This is a genomic window from Chloroflexota bacterium (assembly GCA_009840355.1).
Taxonomy (GTDB): Bacteria; Chloroflexota; Dehalococcoidia; order Lucifugimonadales; family JADFKI01; genus Bin90.
This window is the reverse complement of sequence record VXNZ01000011.1, coordinates 73,186-90,219: the sequence shown is the minus strand read 5'-3', so window position 1 is coordinate 90,219 and position 17,034 is coordinate 73,186. Positions and strand designations below refer to the sequence as shown.

14 protein-coding genes and 1 pseudogene are annotated in these 17,034 nt (G+C 56.6%); 9 read left to right on the top strand and 6 right to left on the bottom strand.

Annotation, left to right across the window (positions count from 1 at the left end; genetic code table 11):
- Positions 1 to 163 (top strand): annotated as a pseudogene (locus F4X57_02825) (endoglucanase).
- A gap of 2,402 nt (positions 164 to 2,565) precedes the next feature.
- Here F4X57_02825 and F4X57_02820 read toward each other — a convergent pair.
- Entirely contained in the window at positions 2,566 to 3,645 is a 1,080-nt protein-coding gene (locus tag F4X57_02820) for a flippase-like domain-containing protein (GenBank protein MYC06102.1), read from the bottom strand.
- A 62-nt stretch (positions 3,646 to 3,707) separates the two neighbouring features.
- The gene (gene rsmG, locus F4X57_02815; GenBank protein ID MYC06101.1) at positions 3,708 to 4,550 is read right to left on the bottom strand and encodes a 16S rRNA (guanine(527)-N(7))-methyltransferase RsmG; all 843 of its coding nucleotides are present in this window, start codon (positions 4,548 to 4,550) and stop codon (positions 3,708 to 3,710) included.
- 29 nt (positions 4,551 to 4,579) lie between these two features.
- Between rsmG and F4X57_02810 the strand changes: the two genes are divergently transcribed.
- The 3 genes from F4X57_02810 to F4X57_02800 all read left to right on the top strand — a co-directional run bounded on the left by F4X57_02810 (position 4,580) and on the right by F4X57_02800 (position 6,689).
- A complete protein-coding gene (locus F4X57_02810; GenBank protein ID MYC06100.1) occupies positions 4,580 to 5,392 on the top strand; it encodes an SDR family oxidoreductase in 813 nt (270 codons plus the stop codon).
- A 79-nt stretch (positions 5,393 to 5,471) separates the two neighbouring features.
- Entirely contained in the window at positions 5,472 to 6,176 is a 705-nt protein-coding gene (locus tag F4X57_02805) for an alpha/beta hydrolase (protein MYC06099.1), read from the top strand.
- 84 nt (positions 6,177 to 6,260) lie between these two features.
- Complete coding sequence (locus F4X57_02800; protein MYC06098.1) at positions 6,261 to 6,689, top strand: hypothetical protein; 429 nt, start codon at positions 6,261 to 6,263, stop codon at positions 6,687 to 6,689.
- A gap of 30 nt (positions 6,690 to 6,719) precedes the next feature.
- On the opposite strand, the gene F4X57_02795 is transcribed toward F4X57_02800, so the two are convergent.
- From F4X57_02795 to F4X57_02785, 3 genes are all read right to left on the bottom strand, one after another.
- A complete protein-coding gene (locus F4X57_02795) occupies positions 6,720 to 7,547 on the bottom strand; it encodes a hypothetical protein (protein MYC06097.1) in 828 nt (275 codons plus the stop codon).
- 454 nt (positions 7,548 to 8,001) lie between these two features.
- Entirely contained in the window at positions 8,002 to 8,298 is a 297-nt protein-coding gene (locus F4X57_02790; GenBank protein ID MYC06096.1) for a peroxiredoxin family protein, read from the bottom strand.
- Positions 8,299 to 8,550: 252 nt separating this feature from the next.
- Positions 8,551 to 9,504, bottom strand: coding sequence for a PAC2 family protein (locus F4X57_02785; GenBank protein ID MYC06095.1), 954 nt, complete (start codon positions 9,502 to 9,504; stop codon positions 8,551 to 8,553).
- Positions 9,505 to 9,712: 208 nt separating this feature from the next.
- Between F4X57_02785 and F4X57_02780 the strand changes: the two genes are divergently transcribed.
- The 4 genes from F4X57_02780 to F4X57_02765 all read left to right on the top strand — a co-directional run bounded on the left by F4X57_02780 (position 9,713) and on the right by F4X57_02765 (position 13,546).
- Positions 9,713 to 10,552, top strand: a complete 840-nt coding sequence (locus tag F4X57_02780) for a glucose 1-dehydrogenase (GenBank protein ID MYC06094.1) — start codon at positions 9,713 to 9,715, stop codon at positions 10,550 to 10,552.
- Between the two features lie 276 nt (positions 10,553 to 10,828).
- A complete protein-coding gene (locus tag F4X57_02775; protein ID MYC06093.1) occupies positions 10,829 to 11,077 on the top strand; it encodes a hypothetical protein in 249 nt (82 codons plus the stop codon).
- A gap of 876 nt (positions 11,078 to 11,953) precedes the next feature.
- Positions 11,954 to 12,694 (top strand): pentapeptide repeat-containing protein, encoded by a 741-nt coding sequence (locus F4X57_02770; GenBank protein MYC06092.1) that lies wholly within the window; start codon positions 11,954 to 11,956, stop codon positions 12,692 to 12,694.
- Positions 12,695 to 12,799: 105 nt separating this feature from the next.
- Positions 12,800 to 13,546 (top strand): hypothetical protein, encoded by a 747-nt coding sequence (locus F4X57_02765; protein MYC06091.1) that lies wholly within the window; start codon positions 12,800 to 12,802, stop codon positions 13,544 to 13,546.
- A 66-nt stretch (positions 13,547 to 13,612) separates the two neighbouring features.
- Here F4X57_02765 and F4X57_02760 read toward each other — a convergent pair whose 3' ends face one another.
- The gene (locus tag F4X57_02760) at positions 13,613 to 14,608 is read right to left on the bottom strand and encodes an LLM class flavin-dependent oxidoreductase (protein ID MYC06090.1); all 996 of its coding nucleotides are present in this window, start codon (positions 14,606 to 14,608) and stop codon (positions 13,613 to 13,615) included.
- 94 nt (positions 14,609 to 14,702) lie between these two features.
- On the opposite strand from F4X57_02760, the gene F4X57_02755 reads away from it, so the two are divergent.
- On the top strand, positions 14,703 to 17,030 hold the full coding sequence (locus F4X57_02755) for an AAA family ATPase (protein MYC06089.1): 2,328 nt from the start codon (positions 14,703 to 14,705) through the stop codon (positions 17,028 to 17,030).
- Positions 17,031 to 17,034: the final 4 nt, after the last annotated feature.

The window sequence follows — 17,034 nt, the reverse complement described above, 5'->3', positions numbered from 1 at the left end:
GTCGACGCCAACCCGCACACCAACGCCAACGGCTACGAACACGGCGACTGCTACGCCGACGTCGACTCGCACTCCCACTCCGACGCCCACGAACACGCCAACATCTACGCCAACGCCAACTCATACTCCCACTCTGACGCCAACATCTACGCCGACTCCAACAGTGAGTTTTTCGAATCCTTGGATTTCAGAGATATATTCACGCACGAATAGCCAGCGTTACCAATATGGCTATCGGCATGGCCGCGACGGATTCGGTAAGATTAAGGATGATGTCAATGTCTTCGGATATAATGGGATGCACTTTGGCATAAGGTCCATCAGATGGGACAGCAGAAGACAGAAGCTAGAGTTTAGCCTTTATGAATGCCTGAAGCCTTCGGAGTTCGTCAGTCTGGAATTGGATTCAAGTACATACACGAATCCTGATACGACCATCATGGGTTATATGGACGATGATGACTGCGAAAGCAATAGGACCACCAATCAGTTCTTCGAATTTGATGAGACTAGCAAGCCGCTTGAGAACAGGGAGTATGTCGCAGTAAGGCTCACATTGAGAAGTGGTGGTTCAAGTCCGCCTACACACACGCCAACCCCAACGGCAACCGCAACGCCGACTGCAACAACCGTACCCGGCGCGACGGCAACATCCACGCCTACGGCAACCGCAACGCCGACAATCGCGGAGGATATGGACACAGCTATTGCCATGATAGGGGAGCTGCATTCGGCGGTATTGATAAACGGCGTTTACACAGGAGCGGAAGCGAATCTGTCCACTTGCCTGAACGGCGCGTCGGATGGAGTGTTCGGGGCGGCAGTAACGCCGTTCAACGACATTCTGGGCAACTACAACACGCACAAGTCGAAAATCGAGCCGGGCGGGGTGTGCGGCATGCAGGGCACGGCGATGTTCGCCGCGATAAAGAGTGTGTCCGAGGACGAGTTGGCAATACTGAAGAGGGATAATCCCGCTTACGCCGCCCTGCTGAACACTTCGCACGGCAGGGCGTTCGAGCGCGATGTAGGCAATGCGGACGTAATCAAGCTGTACGCAACGCTTGCGTCCCCGCAGGTGTCCGGCGAGGCAAGCAGCGGCGACGGGGTATCGGGAGCGGCTCCGGTCAAGCCGACTCCTGTTCCGACGCCTAGAACCGGCGTGAGTGGCGTAGAATGTCTCGCAGTAGGCAATTCAGTCGAGCATTCACCGGCCTGGCGCAAAATAGAGATACTTAACTGTCTCGTATTTGACACGCCGCGCAGTTTCTGGGTTACGCAATCAGGGAAGACCACATCTACCAATGATTTGGCGTCAGCAACGGATATGCGATACCGATTTCTAGGTTACGGCGATTGGAAATGCACTTTCGTTTCTGATTTACCCATACCTTTGGATCATCCCTTTCTTCCGTCGTGTGTGAAGCACGATGTAGCATATGCAAGCCTTCAGAAATTTTCCGGCGAGGGTGATTCACCTGACGAGCTAGACTCTGCGTGGAATCCGAGGAACAAATATCTTGCCGATTATGAATTTCTTTATGACCTTTTGGAAGATGCTGAAAACTGGGGTGTCATCACACAGGCGCGTTGCTTAAGTTCATACCGTCTAAGTTTCGCTTTCGGCATAGCTTGCCAAATCGCGTTGACACAGGAAGTCACTTTGAAAAGAGCCTACGCAGTGCACTGGGGAGTTGCAACCATTAATAGCAAATGGTGGGTGGAAGGTTGGAGTTTGACAGATGCTGACAAGACAGACGCGCTTAGAAACTATCACTTCGTGGAAGTGAATAACACTCCGTAAGTGAGGTTGGTTGCGATTGGATTTAATGAGCGTCATATTATCGCCGTTCTTGATACTAATCACGGCGCTTGCAATTTCTGCTCTTTTCATATTCTTGATAGGAGCGGTGTTGCAGGCGTTTTGCGTAATATGGTCGCCGTTTGCGGGAATTGTATGCTTTCGCATCGCGCGCAGCGAGGGCTTGAAAGCTACTGACCATGCAATTTTTGGAGCAGTATATGCGCTGCTACTCTTGGTGCCTTGGATATATCTAACGCGGCGAATGCGAAACGAAGAATTCTCAAAGAGTGATTATGCGATGGCGTACATTTGCGTGTACGCATTCTGACTGAGCGTCATGATTTGCCACTGCATTTACGCTATATTCGCGACTGCGGATTCCAATTTATGGTACTACAGCTTGCTCAACATAAGACTTGCGATGTATTTGCTAGTTCCGATATCAATTGGTATATTTCTATTGATAAAATCTCTGAAATTGCTGTTACATAGACGCTCTACTGGCGAATTGTACAGGCATCTATACATAATGCCGTTCGCAGGCGCATCAGCAACCTTTACAATCGTTGTGTTTACTTGGCTTTTCCTATATGGCTTGTATTTCACCACCTTGTGAGAGAGCGAACCCATATGCGAAGTTGAAGGCTGCCAACGCCGCCAACGCCGCCCTGCTGAACACTTCGCACGGCAGGGCGTTCGAGCGGAATGTGGGCAACACGGACATCATCAAGCTGTACGCCACGCTTGCGTCCCCGCAGGCGTCAGGCGCGCTCCGGGCTTGCGCGCGGCTGCCAGACCTGGCTTATGAGAAAGACGATGCCGCCGATGACGATTACGCTGACGAAGGTTATGGAGCGGTCCACCAGCGCGATGGACACGGCCTCCGGTCGTCCCAGCGCAAGCAGCAGCACGCCGATGATGCCCGATTCGACGAAGCCCACGCCGCCGGGGATAGGCACGGTGCTCAGGATTGCCGCGCTCAACGCCGCTATCGCTATGAGAGCGAGCGGCACTTCCAGCCCCAGAGCCTGCGCCACGAAGTACAGCCGAGCCACTTCCAACACCCACGCGCCGCCGCCCAGCGCGATGACCGTAGGCATTTGCTTCATGCTGCCTAGCGTGCCGCTCTGAAAGCGGTGGAACTCGTCCTCCAACCGAGACGGCAGGAAGCGCGCGAAGCGAGGTCCCCACAACTTCATCGCTACGAGTACGCACAGCGATAGGACGACGACAAGGAAAATCCCCAGTATGACAACAATGTGACTCGGTATGACAAAAGAAGTTCCGGGTATCACGAACACCGCGGCGTCGGATATAGACCTCGCGGAAAATAGTAGGAATAGCGCGCTTGCCAGTAGTATCAGCAGCATGGAAACGACGTCCAGCACACGCTCCGCGAGCACCGTGCCGAGACTCCATGAGAAGCTGCCGCCGCTGCCCCGCGCGAACAGCCACGCGCGATAGCCGTCGCCCATCCGCAGCCAAGTGATGGAGTTGACGAACCAGCCGATGAGGATGTAAGTGGACGACTCGCGTATCGTGGGCAGCCGACCGTGCGGTATGTCGTCGAGGTCGCCTGTGTTCTGCGCCAGCATCCGCCATCGCTGCCCGCGCAGGATGAAGGTCGCGTAGTACAGCGCGAACGCCAGCAGATAGTACCAGGGGTTCATGTGCGCTATCGTGTCGAAGGTCGCGCTCCAGTCCGTGGGAAACTGTGTCAGCAGAAAGTACACGAACGCGGCAAATATCACGAACAGCAGCAGCGACGGCATCGAAAAGATGCGCCGCCTCAGTGGCCGCTGCTCATACATATCAGCGTTCTTATCGTGTTGCTGGTTCATAATCAATCAACTTAAACAGGCAATTCAAATAGGATGGATAGGATAAAAGCGATTGTTGATTTTCACCGCAGCGGCCGCTTTGCCGGCATACCCGGACGGCGTGGGTATCTTGCCGGTGTCCGGCTGTGCTTTTCTATGACCACCAGAGTCCTGTCGCCCAACATCCCAGATATGCTGACGGGCAGCGATTCTCGCAGACTGCCGCCTAGCGTGTCTAGCGCCGTCTCCGCGCGCGATAGTTCGGCGGCGATGTCGGCTTTCTTGTGCAGCACGACCACGCCGCCTACGCGCACGAACGGCAGCGTCAGTTCGGCGAGCGCGGCGACCTCTGCCACCGCGCGGGCGAACGCGATATCGAACCGCTCTCGCATATCCGCGTCGTGCGCCAGCGTCTCCGCTCTGCCGGTGCGCACCGACATATCGCGCAATTCCAGCGTCTCGACTGCGTGCGACAGGAACGCCGTTTTCTTCGCCGTGGAGTCGAGCAGAGTGCCGCGCATGCCGTCGAACGCCAACTTCATTGGAATGCCCGGAAACCCGCCGCCGCTGCCAACATCGACGAACTCGCCGGACGCCAGCAATTCCGGCGACAGTGCCCGCGCCGCCGACAGCGAATCCAAAAAGTGCAGCGACTGCGCTGCGTCCCAGTCCGTAATCGCCGTCAGATTCACGCGCTCGTTCCACCGCGCAAGTTCGGCGTAGTATCGCACAAATCGCCGCGCTTGTGCGTCAGTCAGCACGATGCCAAGCGCCTCCGCGCCTGCCACGAGATTGCCTGTCCGTATTTCCGCCGCCGTTGCCATGAGAATTGCCGTACAATGCCCTGGAATTATTTCACCCTTAACATACCCTTGGCGATGCAAGCGTACAAGACTATTAACAGGATGATACATTACCGCTCCCATGTAAGCAGTAATAGAAGGAGGCAAAGGCTATGGCAGACAAAGACGGACGCTTGGCAGGAAAAGTCGCTATCGTAACGGGCGCCGGCTCGCGCGGACCGGGCTTTGGCACGGGCAAAGCGGCGGCTACGCTGTTCGCGCGTGAAGGGGCGAGCGTGCTGCTAGTGGACGCCACGCCGGAGCGCGCAGAGGAAACGCGCGCGTCCATCGAGGAGGAAAGTGGCACTGCGTCCGTGATTCGGGCGGATGTTACGCGCGAAGACGACTGCGCGCGCATCGCCGAGACTGCGGTCGAGCGATACGGTAGGCTGGACATCCTGATGAACAACGTGGGCATCGGCAGTCCGGGCACGGTGCTCGATGTGCTGGAAGAAGACTTCGACCGCGTGATGGCGACGAATGTGCGAAGCATGGTCTTCACCAGCAAGTACGCCGTGCCGCGAATGGCGGAGACGGGCGGCGGCTCTATCATCAACATATCGTCGATTGCGGGCATTCGCGCGGGCAGCAGCGGCGCGAGCATTCCATACGCCATATCCAAAGGCGGCGTCATCGCGCTGACAACGCAAATGTCGGTGCATCACGGGCGCGACGGCGTGCGTGTCAACTGCATAGCGCCGGGTCCGCTATACACGCCTATGGTCGCGGGCAGGCTGTCGGACGAAGGGCGGGATTTGCGTCGCCGCAGCACGCCGCTCGGCACGGAAGGCAGCGCGTGGGACATCGCTTGGGCGGCGCTGTTTCTCGCCAGCGACGAAGCGCGCTGGATCACCGGCGTAACCCTGCCCGTGGACGGCGGCGTCCTTGCCACCACGCCGCTATCCATGCTTGAACATCTAGCTTAACATCGATGGACAGGATATAGAAAATCCGATAAATCCTGTTTATCCTGTTCGTCGAATCAATTATTTAGGAGGTAAGAAAATGGCTACATTCGTACTGGTGCACGGCTCGTTTCAGGGCGGCTGGATTTGGAAGCCAACGGCTGAGGTCTTGCGCGCGCAAGGGCATGAGGTTCACGCGCCCACGCTGGACGGCTGCGGCGAGCGCAGCAGCCTTATACGTCCGGGGATAACGATAGCGTCGCAGGCGCGGGAAGTGGCGGACATAATGTTCTACGAAGACCTGCGCGATGTCGTGCTGGTTGCGACAAGCACCGGCGGGTTGGTCGTCTGCAAGACGGCGGAACTCGCGCGCGACCGCATAAGAAGGCTTGCATTCGTGGACGCGCTCGCGCCGCAGCCCGGCGAGCTTGTCAGCAACATCGTGCAGCGCGGTCCCAACGCCCCGCCGATTCCCACCGCCGGCCTGACCAGAGGGCCCTCGCGCGAAGAGATGGAGACGCGCCTGTTCGCCGACTTGGAGCCGGAATTACGCACATGGGCGGTTGACCGCGCCACGCCGCATCCGGTCGAAGCATCAGACGCGCCCGGCGAGTTGGACGCATTCTGGGCGCAGGCGGGCGAGTGGCAGGGAACGCGCGTGGTGCGCTGCCGCCTCAGCCAAAACCCGCCTGAAGCACACCAGCGCCGCACCGCCGAGACGCTGAACGCCAGCTGGCACGAGATGGACGCGGGGCACTATCCGATGCTCAGCCACCCGGAAGAGCTGGCGGCGTTGCTGGTGTAGTTGTCAGTCGTCGGTTCACAGTTGTTAGTGGTTCGGCAACCATAGTCTGGCACGAGGCTAATAAAGGTGTCCAGGTGAGAGCGTATGACGATGACCAGCAAGGAATACAAGGAGGACTGGCTGTTCAGCAACGCGCTCGTCGCATTTGTGGGCGCGCTGATGCTCACTCAGCAGTGGCAGTCGTCCGGCGGAGCAATCAGTTTCTATTTCTTCGAGGTGCCAGAATTCGCCGGGTTCGCAATCTTCCTGATAATCGCCGGGTTCTTCGTGCTGTCGTTCTTCCTCGCGGTGGCGAGTGTGATTCCGCTGATTCGCAATGTCGCTCTTCGCATAGGCAAGAAGGTGTCCTTCGCTCTCGACTTCGTCGTGTGGTTGGGCTTCATCCTCAGCTGGGCCGCCGCGATTACCGACCTGCCCGTAGATCAGTGGTGGGCGGAACTGCTGCTCTGGGGCGGCCTGGCGCTGATCGTCTTCATGCTGGTGAAGATGGTGCTGCGGGCGGTGCGGGCGTAATGTCCTGTGAGGACGGGACACATTTCCATTTCAGGACCTTTCGCCAGCCACGTCAGCAAGAGCGGCTTTGAGCACTTGGAAGCATATCTTGGCTGTATGTTCGTCAGGCGTAAAACGCGATGCCAGCTGCTCGTACGGGTGGATATAATTCCTGAATTCTCTCAGGCCGTGTCCAAATTTATGCACGTCCAGTTTCAACAGCCCAATCTTATGAGCAACATCTATTAATTCCGATAGGTACCATTCCGGGAAGGGCTTTACTCTTCCGTTTCTCTTAGGGCTAGAGGGCGAACGATTAAATCGTTCTGGGTGATTATGGGCTGCTCCTAGCAGCACAGCCTCAAGGATGCTGCCACAGAGGAAAATGACGGAAAGATTCGCGCCACTTTGCAGACACAACTGTACCTCGTGCAATCGCTCTCGGATTACTTGCGAAACGGCGAAGTCTACGGGCAATTTCTGAATATCAGGTATCTCGAATTCTTGATTTAGGAATGCTTCCTCTGTTGAGGTGTCATTTGCCGTGGGTATTCCGTTAAGTGCCGAAACAATCTCTCTGCACTTCTTTAGGGAATCGGAATCCATTTCGATGGAGCCAAGCGCACATTGAGCCTCGTAAACATCAATCATTTCCGAAAGGACTTGGCCTACCTGTGTATCCGTCTCTTGATCCCAGAATGCACGTAATTTGTTCGCTTTGGAAGTGCCATACGTCTGAAATTCGATGCAGTGAATGTCAATGAGAAAGTTACTAAAGAATTGTCCGAACGTCGCATCAGAAAAATGTAAAACATAACCGCTACTCATCCCGAATACTTTCTCGAGATACATTTTGTCTGCGGCTGTGAGTCTGCTCATGTGATGACCTCCTAGAATCCCCTAGCCCCTATGATAGCATTGGGGATGTTGGTTTCTAGTTAATCAGTGACAGTCGCCGCGATATTCTAGAGGGGATCTAGGCATCCCATGACGCAGAGGGGAAACAAGAATTTCCTATTTTCATATACTATATTTGGGCACGGTTATGAGCCAGTTATCATTGTAGGATTTTCTCGCAAGAGTGAAAGCCCTGCTCAAAGTAAGGGGAAGGGGCAACGCCGTGATACTATTGGTTCAGATTGAGGAACTGCCCGAGGGCGGCTTTATGGGCTACCAGCGAAGACTTGCCTGACCTACTCGCCTACGCCACGACCGTTTCCGAAGCCACCGAGATTGCCAAAGATGTCGCGCAGAAGTTGATGGATTCCTATCTGGAGCATGGTGTTCCGCTTCCCACGCGCTGACAGGATAGACTTACAACATTGATGTTGGGCTACCCTGCTGCACGCCGCCGCTCCCGGTTGCGTATTGAATACAGAGCTTCGTCCACGCTCATTCTGCCGACCGGCCCCGACGCGTACAGCGAGCCGAATACCACGCCGCCTCGACTGAGCAGGAACTCGGTCGGTTGCACGAAACCGCCGCGGTCTTCCGACCACCACGCGCCCAAGCTCTCCGCTTCCTCGCGTGATACTCCGTATGCTATCGGGAACTTTGCCCCCGACTCTCGCTGCATCTTCTCCGCGTGCTCCGGCGAATCCGCGCTCACCGCGACAACGCTGGCGCCCAACGCTTCAAGCTCCGCGCTCTTTTCTTCCCACTCGGCTAACTGCCGAACGCAGTATGGTCACCAGTGCGCCCGGTAAAACAGCACCGCTAGGTAGCGCGAGGACATCTCGCTTGGCAGCGTCAGCGTATCTCCGCCGATGAGTTTCAGCGTGATGGATGGCAGCCTGTCGCCCTGCTGAAGTTTTTCCATGTCATCACCTTGCCATGTCAACGCTTTGAATATTGCTGCGCTATTGCGATGCGGAGCCAATGGCTAACCGTCGTCGCGTCCTTCCTCGACATCGTCCTCTTCGTCGTAATCATCGACGACATCTTCGGAAGGCTCTTCGAGGCGGCCTCCGACTTCGTACAGGAACTGCTCCAAGCCGGGCGAAAGCGAGACCGGCTCTTCCTCTTCTTCCGCTTCGGGCGGGGGCGAGTATGTGCGGTCGTAGTATGTCTCGAGTTGCTGAATCAGCGTGCGCACTTCGGAGTTGTTCTGCACGGCGCGGTTTATCTCCGAGTACTGCTGCTCGCCTCGAGAAGGGTCCGCGAGCGAGTCAGGCAGGTCGTACATCGCGCAAAGAACGCTCATCAGCCTTGCCGCGCCCATGTGGTCTTCGTCAAGCTGCACATACTGCGGCAGGTGCGCCATAAGGCTAACGGACGGCATATCCTCCTGCGACAGCGATTCGTGCACCATATTGACGATGCTCGTCGGTCCCTGATAGGTGCTGCCTCGCGTGGATACCAGCCCGGATGCGCGGCGCTCTTGTTCGCGGGTGAGGCTGCCCGTAACCAGCACCGGTCGAGTGTGCGGCACGGAGTCGTACATCCCACCGATGCGGCAGTATTCCGACACGCCGAAGTGCCGCAGCAGCTCTACTATCGCCTCGCAATAGTCTTCGCCGAACGCGTGTGGCTCGCGGATGTGCAGAAACAGGTAGTCGTGCTCGTCGCCGTGCGCGTAGTGGACGATGGTGTTGGGCGTGGTGAACACGCGCCGCCCTTGCACGGTGCGCATGCGCGGTCGGTACCGTGTGTAGTCGAAGTACTTGCCCGGCGTCGCCAGTCGCCCAAGTTCCTGCGCGCCGAGGAAGCGTTCCAGCCTGTTGAGCACCAGTGTGCCGACTCTTCCCACATCCACCCACGGTCGCAGCATCGCTATCGCGCGGACATTCCGAAGTTCCGGTACAGGCTCGCGTATCTCAAATTCTCCAATTCTCATTTAACCATCCTGACAGAATGCGCCATATTCTTCAAGTGCAAATGCGCCTTAAACCGTGAGACTATCAGCATAAAGCGAATTCCCGCTAGGCAACACGCAGAGCGATTTTCGGCAAACATAAAGCTCTGACACACGGCAATCCCAGGTCAATTTTTGCCGCATTATTGCCTCGCAGCTATTTTACACGCGCAAGCCGCGCAGTTAGGATATGCTGTACATTCAGAAGGACTCAAAAACCGGAGGTGCAGCAATGGATGTTAGTGGGAAGACAGCGCTTGTTACAGGAGGTGGGCGTGGCATCGGGCGCGGAATATCGCTGGCGCTAGCTCGCAACGGCGCCGATGTGGCAGTGGCGGATATAGTCGCCGAGAACGCGGAGAGTGTTGCCGACGAAGTAAGGGGGCTGGGGCGCCGTGCGTTGGCGCTCACCGTCGATGTTACCAGTCAGGATTCTGCAGACGACATGGCGTCCCAAGCGCTCGCCGAGTTCGGCGCGATCGACATTCTGGTGAACAACGCCGGAGTCATCGGTTCGGGAGGCTGGGAAGAGCGCGATATGCCGAACGAAGATGACTGGACGCTGATCTACGAGGTGAATCTCAGAGGCGTGGCGCGGGTTACCGACGCCGTAGCGCCGCATATGATAGAGCGACGGTACGGAAAGATTGTCAACATCGCGTCCATCGCCGGAAGGCGGGGCAGCAACCGCAACCCGCCTTACAATGCTTCAAAGGCAGCCGTGATAAATCTGACGCAATCGCAGGCGCAGATGCTCGCGCCGCACAACATCAATGTGAACGCTATCTGCCCGGGGCTGCTGTGGACTCCGATGTGGCAGCGCATCGCGTCGCGCCAAACGATGACGCCGAACCCGGAGGAGAAGACGCCGCGAGAGCTGTTCGTGGAATACGTGGAGAGAGATACGCCGCTCGGCAGAGAGCAGACGCCCGACGACATCGGAAACCTTGCCGCATTCCTTGCGTCCGAAGCCGCGATGAACATCACGGGGCAGTCAATCAATGTGGACGGCGGGTTGACTATGAACTAGGTTCTCGGTCGTCAGTTCTCGGTATTCGGCAGAGGTGAAGGAAAAGGGCCTGTGTTTTCTGTTCCATTTCTTTACTTGAATGTGCGAAGGAGCTAGAACTAATTTTCCAAATTCGTTGATTTAGGGATTGGCAGATAGGAACATGTATTCTAATATGTCTTCAGAGGTCGTGATGAGACCTAATTTTGAGTCTTATGGAGGCATATAGAAATGGCTAATGAGAGACACTGCACGCAGGGAGGCGCGTGCCCCGGGAATACAGCAACATGGCGGTACATGAGAGATGAAGACGGTAACCGGATACGCGCCAATCCGTCGCAATACGGCTACCCCGGGAATCGCAAGGAACGCTACCCCGGCTGCCCCAGTTCGATGACCGCTTCCACTCACTGCGAGCGGCTGTGGTACGAGAAGATGCAGGACGACTCGCTGCGGCGCACGGACACGATGAACGACCTACTGAGGAAGCTGGTGGGGCTGATCGAAGACCATACGGATGACGACGAAACGGACGGGAGCAGCTAGATGACATTGCCGGAAGGCTACAGGGATCCGCGCTGGATACCGATTTGGGAAGCTCACAGGCGGGTTGCGGAGGGTCTAAGTACTCCTGGAAATCTGGTGTACAATGTCGTTACCTGGAAGCCTACATACGACAAGCCAACGATAATAATCACACCTTCGGGTCCAAAATACGAAAATATATTCTTTGCGGATGGAGTTTCGCTGGCGCAGCGGGACATGTCTATTCCCCCTTCGTACTCAGTCCCGGTGAACTTTTCCAACTTGGGCAACATTGGACCCTCCGCCAGTCCTGCATTTGCCAGCAGATTAGGGGCTTACTTAAGGCATATAAAATCTGCTTGGGAGCAAGGCACAGGCAACAAACCACCACCACGAGAATAAGAATGTAGGAAATCCCTATCTGAAACACAAGTGATCCAATGGCAAGGATGGAACTAACCAATCCGTCCTTGCCATTATGGCTTATGGACAGTTCTCTCGGACTCAAATGCCTGATGCAAACCGAGATTCAGAGGGAAAGCATAGTATATGGCCTACGCACTTTTAACTTCCTGGGTGATAACTGCCATCCTCTTCATTGTATGGACAGCCATCATAACCACGATGATATACATCTTCAAAATATCCGTGCGCCGCTTTGACCTTGGAACTCCGGAGAAGATAGTTTTGCTTATTCTGATGATGGTACTTCTGATGGTACTTCTACTGATACCTGTAAGGATTTGTCAGATTGCGTTTGACGCCGTCGTCAATTAGTGTCTGTTCTGCTTTTATCGGCTGTTTATTATTTATTGGGGGGCTGTATGCTTCTTGGATACTGAATTGCCGTTTTGTACACTGCGTCAATAACAAACCGACACGCATAGTACCGATAAAATGAATCCACACGAAGACCTCACCATATACGACGCCGAGCAGCTGCTCGATCTGCTGCGAGAGTCCACCGCATTTCTGCGCTGCGTGTTCGACAATGCCGAACTGCCGGACTGCGAGGCGGAGGAATTACGCTTCGAGGAGTGTTCCCTTCGGCGCGTCAACTTCTTCAATCTGGCGTGCGACGACCTTACCATCGAGAACTGCCGGTTGCAGGATGCTCGCTTCGACAAGGCGGACATTCGCGAGGCGACGCTGCGCGACAGCCTGTTCAACTCGGCAAGATTTAGAGACGCAAGGCTTAACCTCAGCCGCATCGAGAATTGCGACATGACGCTGTGCAATCTCGATGGGGCGAACCTGTTCGGGGCAGACCTGTCGGGATCGCGCTTCCGCACGGTGGATTTCAGCCGGACGCGCATGGAGGGCGTGACGATAGACAAAGCCGACTTCAGCATGGCGACACTGCGCTTCAAAAAGTTCGCGGACGGTAAGATTAAGGGCGTCAACTTCACCGAGACCGATCTGACCGGCACAGATTTCAGCGGCGCAACATTCGAGGGCTGCCACCTGACCGGCGTAGTCGTCAGCGAACAGACACGCTTCGACCGTGCCGACCTGCGCGGCGCGTACATCTCCGGCTCCGGATTGGAAGTCGCAAGCCTGAAGGGCGCGATAATGTCCCGGCAGCAAGCTGACACGCTGCTCTTCGAGCGCTTTGGCATAGTCGTCGCCGAAGAGTAAGAAGCTAACATCGATAGATAGGATGGGAAGGACAAATCCCTTTTCTCTTGATAGATAAAGGCATACTGGCAGGCAAGAACGAATTCCCACAGACTCGGACAAAAGATGCGACTCACACTAGACAACCACATCGCCACCATCACCTTGGACCGCCCTGGCGCGGGCAACGCCATAGACGAAACGGCGGCGCATTTGCTGCGCGACGCTTGCGAGCAAGTGCGACAGGACGACGACGTGCGCGTGTGCGTCATTACAGGCGCGGGCGATGCATTCTGCGCCGGCACGGATTTCGCGGGCGAAGATCCAACGCCGGACGATTTGGATCGCCTGCGAGTGAGCGATGCCGTCGCCGCCATCGAAAAGCCCACAATCGCGCTAATCAACGGCGCCGCGATGGACCAAGGTTTGGAGATTGCGCTTGCGTGCGATCTGCGCGTGGCGGCGTCGGACGCGCGCCTCGGTCTGACGCACTTGTCCGCCGGCGTCATCCCTTGGGACGGCGGCACGCAGCGTCTGCCGCGTATCGTAGGACAAAGCCGCGCCACGGCGATGATCCTCACTTCGCGCCTGTTGTCTGCAGAAGAGGCGCTTGAATACGGCTTGCTGAACCATACGGCAGCGCGCGAAGATGCCAGCGGCTACACATATTCGCTGGCAGCAACCATTGCGTCCTACGCCCCAATAGCCGCTCGCTATCTCAAAGAAACTCTGCTCAAAGGCGCGGATATGACGCTGGCGCAAGGGCTTGGGCTTGAAGCGGATTTGACGGTCATTTTGCAATCTACGGCGGACAGGTCGGAAGGCATCGCGTCCTTTTTGGAACGGCGCGCACCGGAATATCGCGGCGAATGAGTGTGGCGAATGAGCGCGCCGCTGCCTGCCGCCTGTTATTCCCTGCTTCTTATTCCTGCTAGACGGCTATCCCCCCGGCGCCACCGCTTTCATCGCGGCCATCTGCGCATCGGCGTCCGGTTCGTTGAACACTAGGCGGATTTCGTCCACGCCGGCGTGGACGAATTGTTGCATCTGCTCTTTGCACTGCTCCGGCGTTCCCATGATGGTCATCGCGTCCACCATCTCGTTGCTTACCAGCGTCGCCGCGACATCCCGCTCTCTGTTCAGGTACGCCTGGCGTATTTCGTTCGCCTGCGCTCCGAAACCGATGCGGTGCATGTACTGGTAATAGAAGACGCCCATGCCGCCGATGTAGAAGGCGATATGCGGACGCTCTCGCCGCCGCGCCTCGTCTATGTCGTCGGTAACATAGATGGACACCTGCGGGCAGATTGCGATGTCGCTCATCGTCCTGCCCGCCGCTTGCGCGCCCTTTTCGATGTCGTCTATCAGCGGCTGCATTCGTGTGGGCGCTAGGAATATCGGCAGCCAGCCGTCTGCGATTTCGCCGGTCAGTCGAAGACTCGCCGGCGTCAAGGACGCTATGTAGATGGGCAAGTGAGAGCGATAAGGCTTGAATCGTATGTGAAAGCGGCTGATCTTGAAGAACTCGCCGTTGTGGTCGAGCCGCTCGCCCGCCGCCGCCTTGCGGATTATGCTGATGTACTCGCGCATTCGCGTCAGCGGCTTGTGGAACTGCTCGCCATGAAAATCTTCGATGACCAGTTTGCCGCTCGCACCAAGCCCCAAGAAGAACCGCCCTTCGGACATATTGTCCATGTTCAGCGCAGTCATCGCGATGTTGGACGGCGTGCGCGCGAACACCGGCACGATGCTGGTGCCGATGCGTATTCTTTCGGTTACGGCGGCAATCTGCGCGAGCGAAGTGAAGGCGTCCTCGCCCCATGCTTCGCCCATTGTGATGCAGCTGTATCCCAACTCTTCCGCCAACTTTGCCGTTCGCAGCGTGTTGCGCCAAGACGCGCCCGGCGCCCGCAGATTCGATATGCCTACCTTCATTTTCTTGCCCCCATCCTATCCTATCCATCCTGTCTATTAATGTTAGCCATTTGTGTCACAGTTTCAGAAATTGAATAGATATAAGCATAAACAAATGCAAAACATTTTAACTAACAAAACCCTAAAAACTCCTTGCGTGCGTTGTTCAGGGTTGGGTAATCTCTGTTCACGATACACGAAGTGCTGTTATCGAGTCTATGCACCGACAAGAAATCGACGACCACACGACAACGCGATTATACAATCGAAACAGGCACGCCAATCTGAGCTAATCAGCGCAAATCAGGTGGATTCAGGAGGAAATATGAAACTCGTTCGCGCTCGGGTAACCGACTTCAAATCAATTGACGACTCCGGATGGGTCGATATAGACGACGTAACCTCTATGGTCGGCAAGAACGAGTCCGGCAAGACGGCGTTTCTGGGCGCCCTGAAGCGGCTGAACCCCGTCGATGGCGACCAGGAATTCGAGCTGAAGGACTATCCCCGCAAGGGTTACGTGAAGTACCGGCGCCAGCACATGACCAACCCGGCAGTCGCCATTACCGCCGTTCTGACGCTCTCCGACGACGAAAAATACGAGATGGCGGAGCAGGTCGGCGCGGGTGTTATCGTATCCGAAGAGATTACGGTCTCCAAGAACTACAAGAACGAACTCTTCTGGCAGTTCGATATGGACGAAGGGGGTGTAGTGCAGCACCTGCTCACAAACTCCGAGCTGCCGCCGGAAATCGTCAACCACGCCAATGATGCATCGTCCGTCATGGAGTTGCTCGCCACGCTGGAAGCGCTCGATGTGAAGCCGGTCGCCGTCGGCAGGCTGATTACCAACATCTACAGCCGCTTCAGCGAGCGTGAGCCGCGCGCCGTCGTCGAGGACATCCTGCACTCTATGCTGCCGAAGTTCGTCTATTTCGACGAATACAGCACCATGCGCGGCAGAATTTCCATCCAAGATATGCTGCGGCGCGTAGAGGCGAACGAAGACCTCGACGAATCCGACCGCACATTCATGTCGCTGCTGTCGTTGGTCGGCGCGGACCTCGAAGACCTGCAAACGCAGATGAACTACGAGTACATGAAGGCAGAGCTGGAGTCCGCTTCCATCAGCATCTCCGACGAGATGTTCGAATACTGGGCGCAGAACAAGCAGCTGCGCGTGGAGTTCGACTTGTCGCCGGCAGATCCGAACGACACGCCTCCGCTGAACGAAGGCACGATTTTGCATGTGCGCATCTGGAACAATCGCCACCGCGTGTCTGTGCCGTTCGACGACCGGTCGAAGGGCTTCGTCTGGTTTTTCTCCTTCCTGACATACTTCTCCAGCATCGAAGAGCAGGAAGAGTGCGACCTAGTGCTGCTGCTGGACGAGCCGGGCTTGAACTTGCACGCGCTCGCGCAGCACGACTTCCTGCGCTTCATCGACGAGAGGCTCGCGCCAAAGCACCAGGTCATTTACACCACGCACTCGCCGTTTATGATCAACCTTGAGCAGCTCGACCGTATCCGTACGGTGCAGGACGTGGACGACAAGGGCACAATCATCAGTGCGGACACGCTCAGCAACGACGAGGACACGGTGTTCCCGTTGCGGGTCGCACTGGGGCACAATCTGGCGCATTCGCTGTTCCTCGCGCCGCACTGCCTGATGGTCAATTCGGCAGCCGACCTCATCTACCTGCAGATTCTCGGCGAGATTTGCGCGAGCAAAGGCTATCAGCGCCTCGACCCGCGCTGGGTCGTTATCCCGGTGGGTAGCTCCGACAACCTGCCGATGTTCGTCTCGCTGCTCGGCGATAGCTATGTCAGCGTCGCCGTGATGATGGATGTTACGCCGAAGAACAAGGAGCGGATGAAGCTGTTCAACGAGAACAGCGTCCTTCAGCGCAACAACCCGGTGAAGTGGGTGGAGGTGCAGAAGATCCGCACGGCGGACATCGAAGACATCTTCGAGCCTGCGTTCTACCTGAATCTGGTCAACGAATCCTACAGCATGGAACTGCTGGAGCCGGTCTCCGCGAAGGCGATCGCCGGCAAGGACCCGCGCATCGTAGAGCGTCTCGGCGACTACTTCGAGAAAGAAGAGATAGCGGGCGGTCAATTCGATTCGTACAGGCCTGCGGCATGGCTGCTGGAAAACCACGGGCGTCTGCGGAAGGAAATCAGTGACGACGCCATCGAGCTCGCGGCATCCATGTTCCAGCGAGTCAACGGTCTGCTGCCGAACGAAAACATCGCCAATGGCTTTGGCGGGGAGCATATCGCCAACCGCCGCAACGGTGGCAATGGCAAGAACGGTATTAACGGAGGCGGCCGATACGGCGACGGCATAGGCAAAACCAGCCGCACCAACGGTGCTGGCACCAACGGAACCAACGCCAACGGCAAGCGCCGAACCACCGTCCCGACGTTCGCGCTGTAAAGCC

Excerpts from the sequence above, each read along its gene's own strand:
- F4X57_02820 (MYC06102.1), bottom strand. The coding sequence starts at position 3,645 with ATGAACCAGCAACACGATAAGAACGCTGATATGTATGAGCAGCGGCCA.
- rsmG (MYC06101.1), bottom strand. The coding sequence starts at position 4,550 with ATGGGAGCGGTAATGTATCATCCTGTTAATAGTCTTGTACGCTTGCAT.
- F4X57_02810 (MYC06100.1), top strand. The coding sequence starts at position 4,580 with ATGGCAGACAAAGACGGACGCTTGGCAGGAAAAGTCGCTATCGTAACG.
- F4X57_02805 (MYC06099.1), top strand. The coding sequence starts at position 5,472 with ATGGCTACATTCGTACTGGTGCACGGCTCGTTTCAGGGCGGCTGGATT.
- F4X57_02800 (MYC06098.1), top strand. The coding sequence starts at position 6,261 with ATGACGATGACCAGCAAGGAATACAAGGAGGACTGGCTGTTCAGCAAC.
- F4X57_02795 (MYC06097.1), bottom strand. The coding sequence starts at position 7,547 with ATGAGCAGACTCACAGCCGCAGACAAAATGTATCTCGAGAAAGTATTC.
- F4X57_02785 (MYC06095.1), bottom strand. The coding sequence starts at position 9,504 with ATGAGAATTGGAGAATTTGAGATACGCGAGCCTGTACCGGAACTTCGG.
- F4X57_02780 (MYC06094.1), top strand. The coding sequence starts at position 9,713 with ATGCTGTACATTCAGAAGGACTCAAAAACCGGAGGTGCAGCAATGGAT.
- F4X57_02775 (MYC06093.1), top strand. The coding sequence starts at position 10,829 with ATGAGAGATGAAGACGGTAACCGGATACGCGCCAATCCGTCGCAATAC.
- F4X57_02770 (MYC06092.1), top strand. The coding sequence starts at position 11,954 with ATGAATCCACACGAAGACCTCACCATATACGACGCCGAGCAGCTGCTC.
- F4X57_02765 (MYC06091.1), top strand. The coding sequence starts at position 12,800 with ATGCGACTCACACTAGACAACCACATCGCCACCATCACCTTGGACCGC.
- F4X57_02760 (MYC06090.1), bottom strand. The coding sequence starts at position 14,608 with ATGAAGGTAGGCATATCGAATCTGCGGGCGCCGGGCGCGTCTTGGCGC.
- F4X57_02755 (MYC06089.1), top strand. The coding sequence starts at position 14,703 with ATGCAAAACATTTTAACTAACAAAACCCTAAAAACTCCTTGCGTGCGT.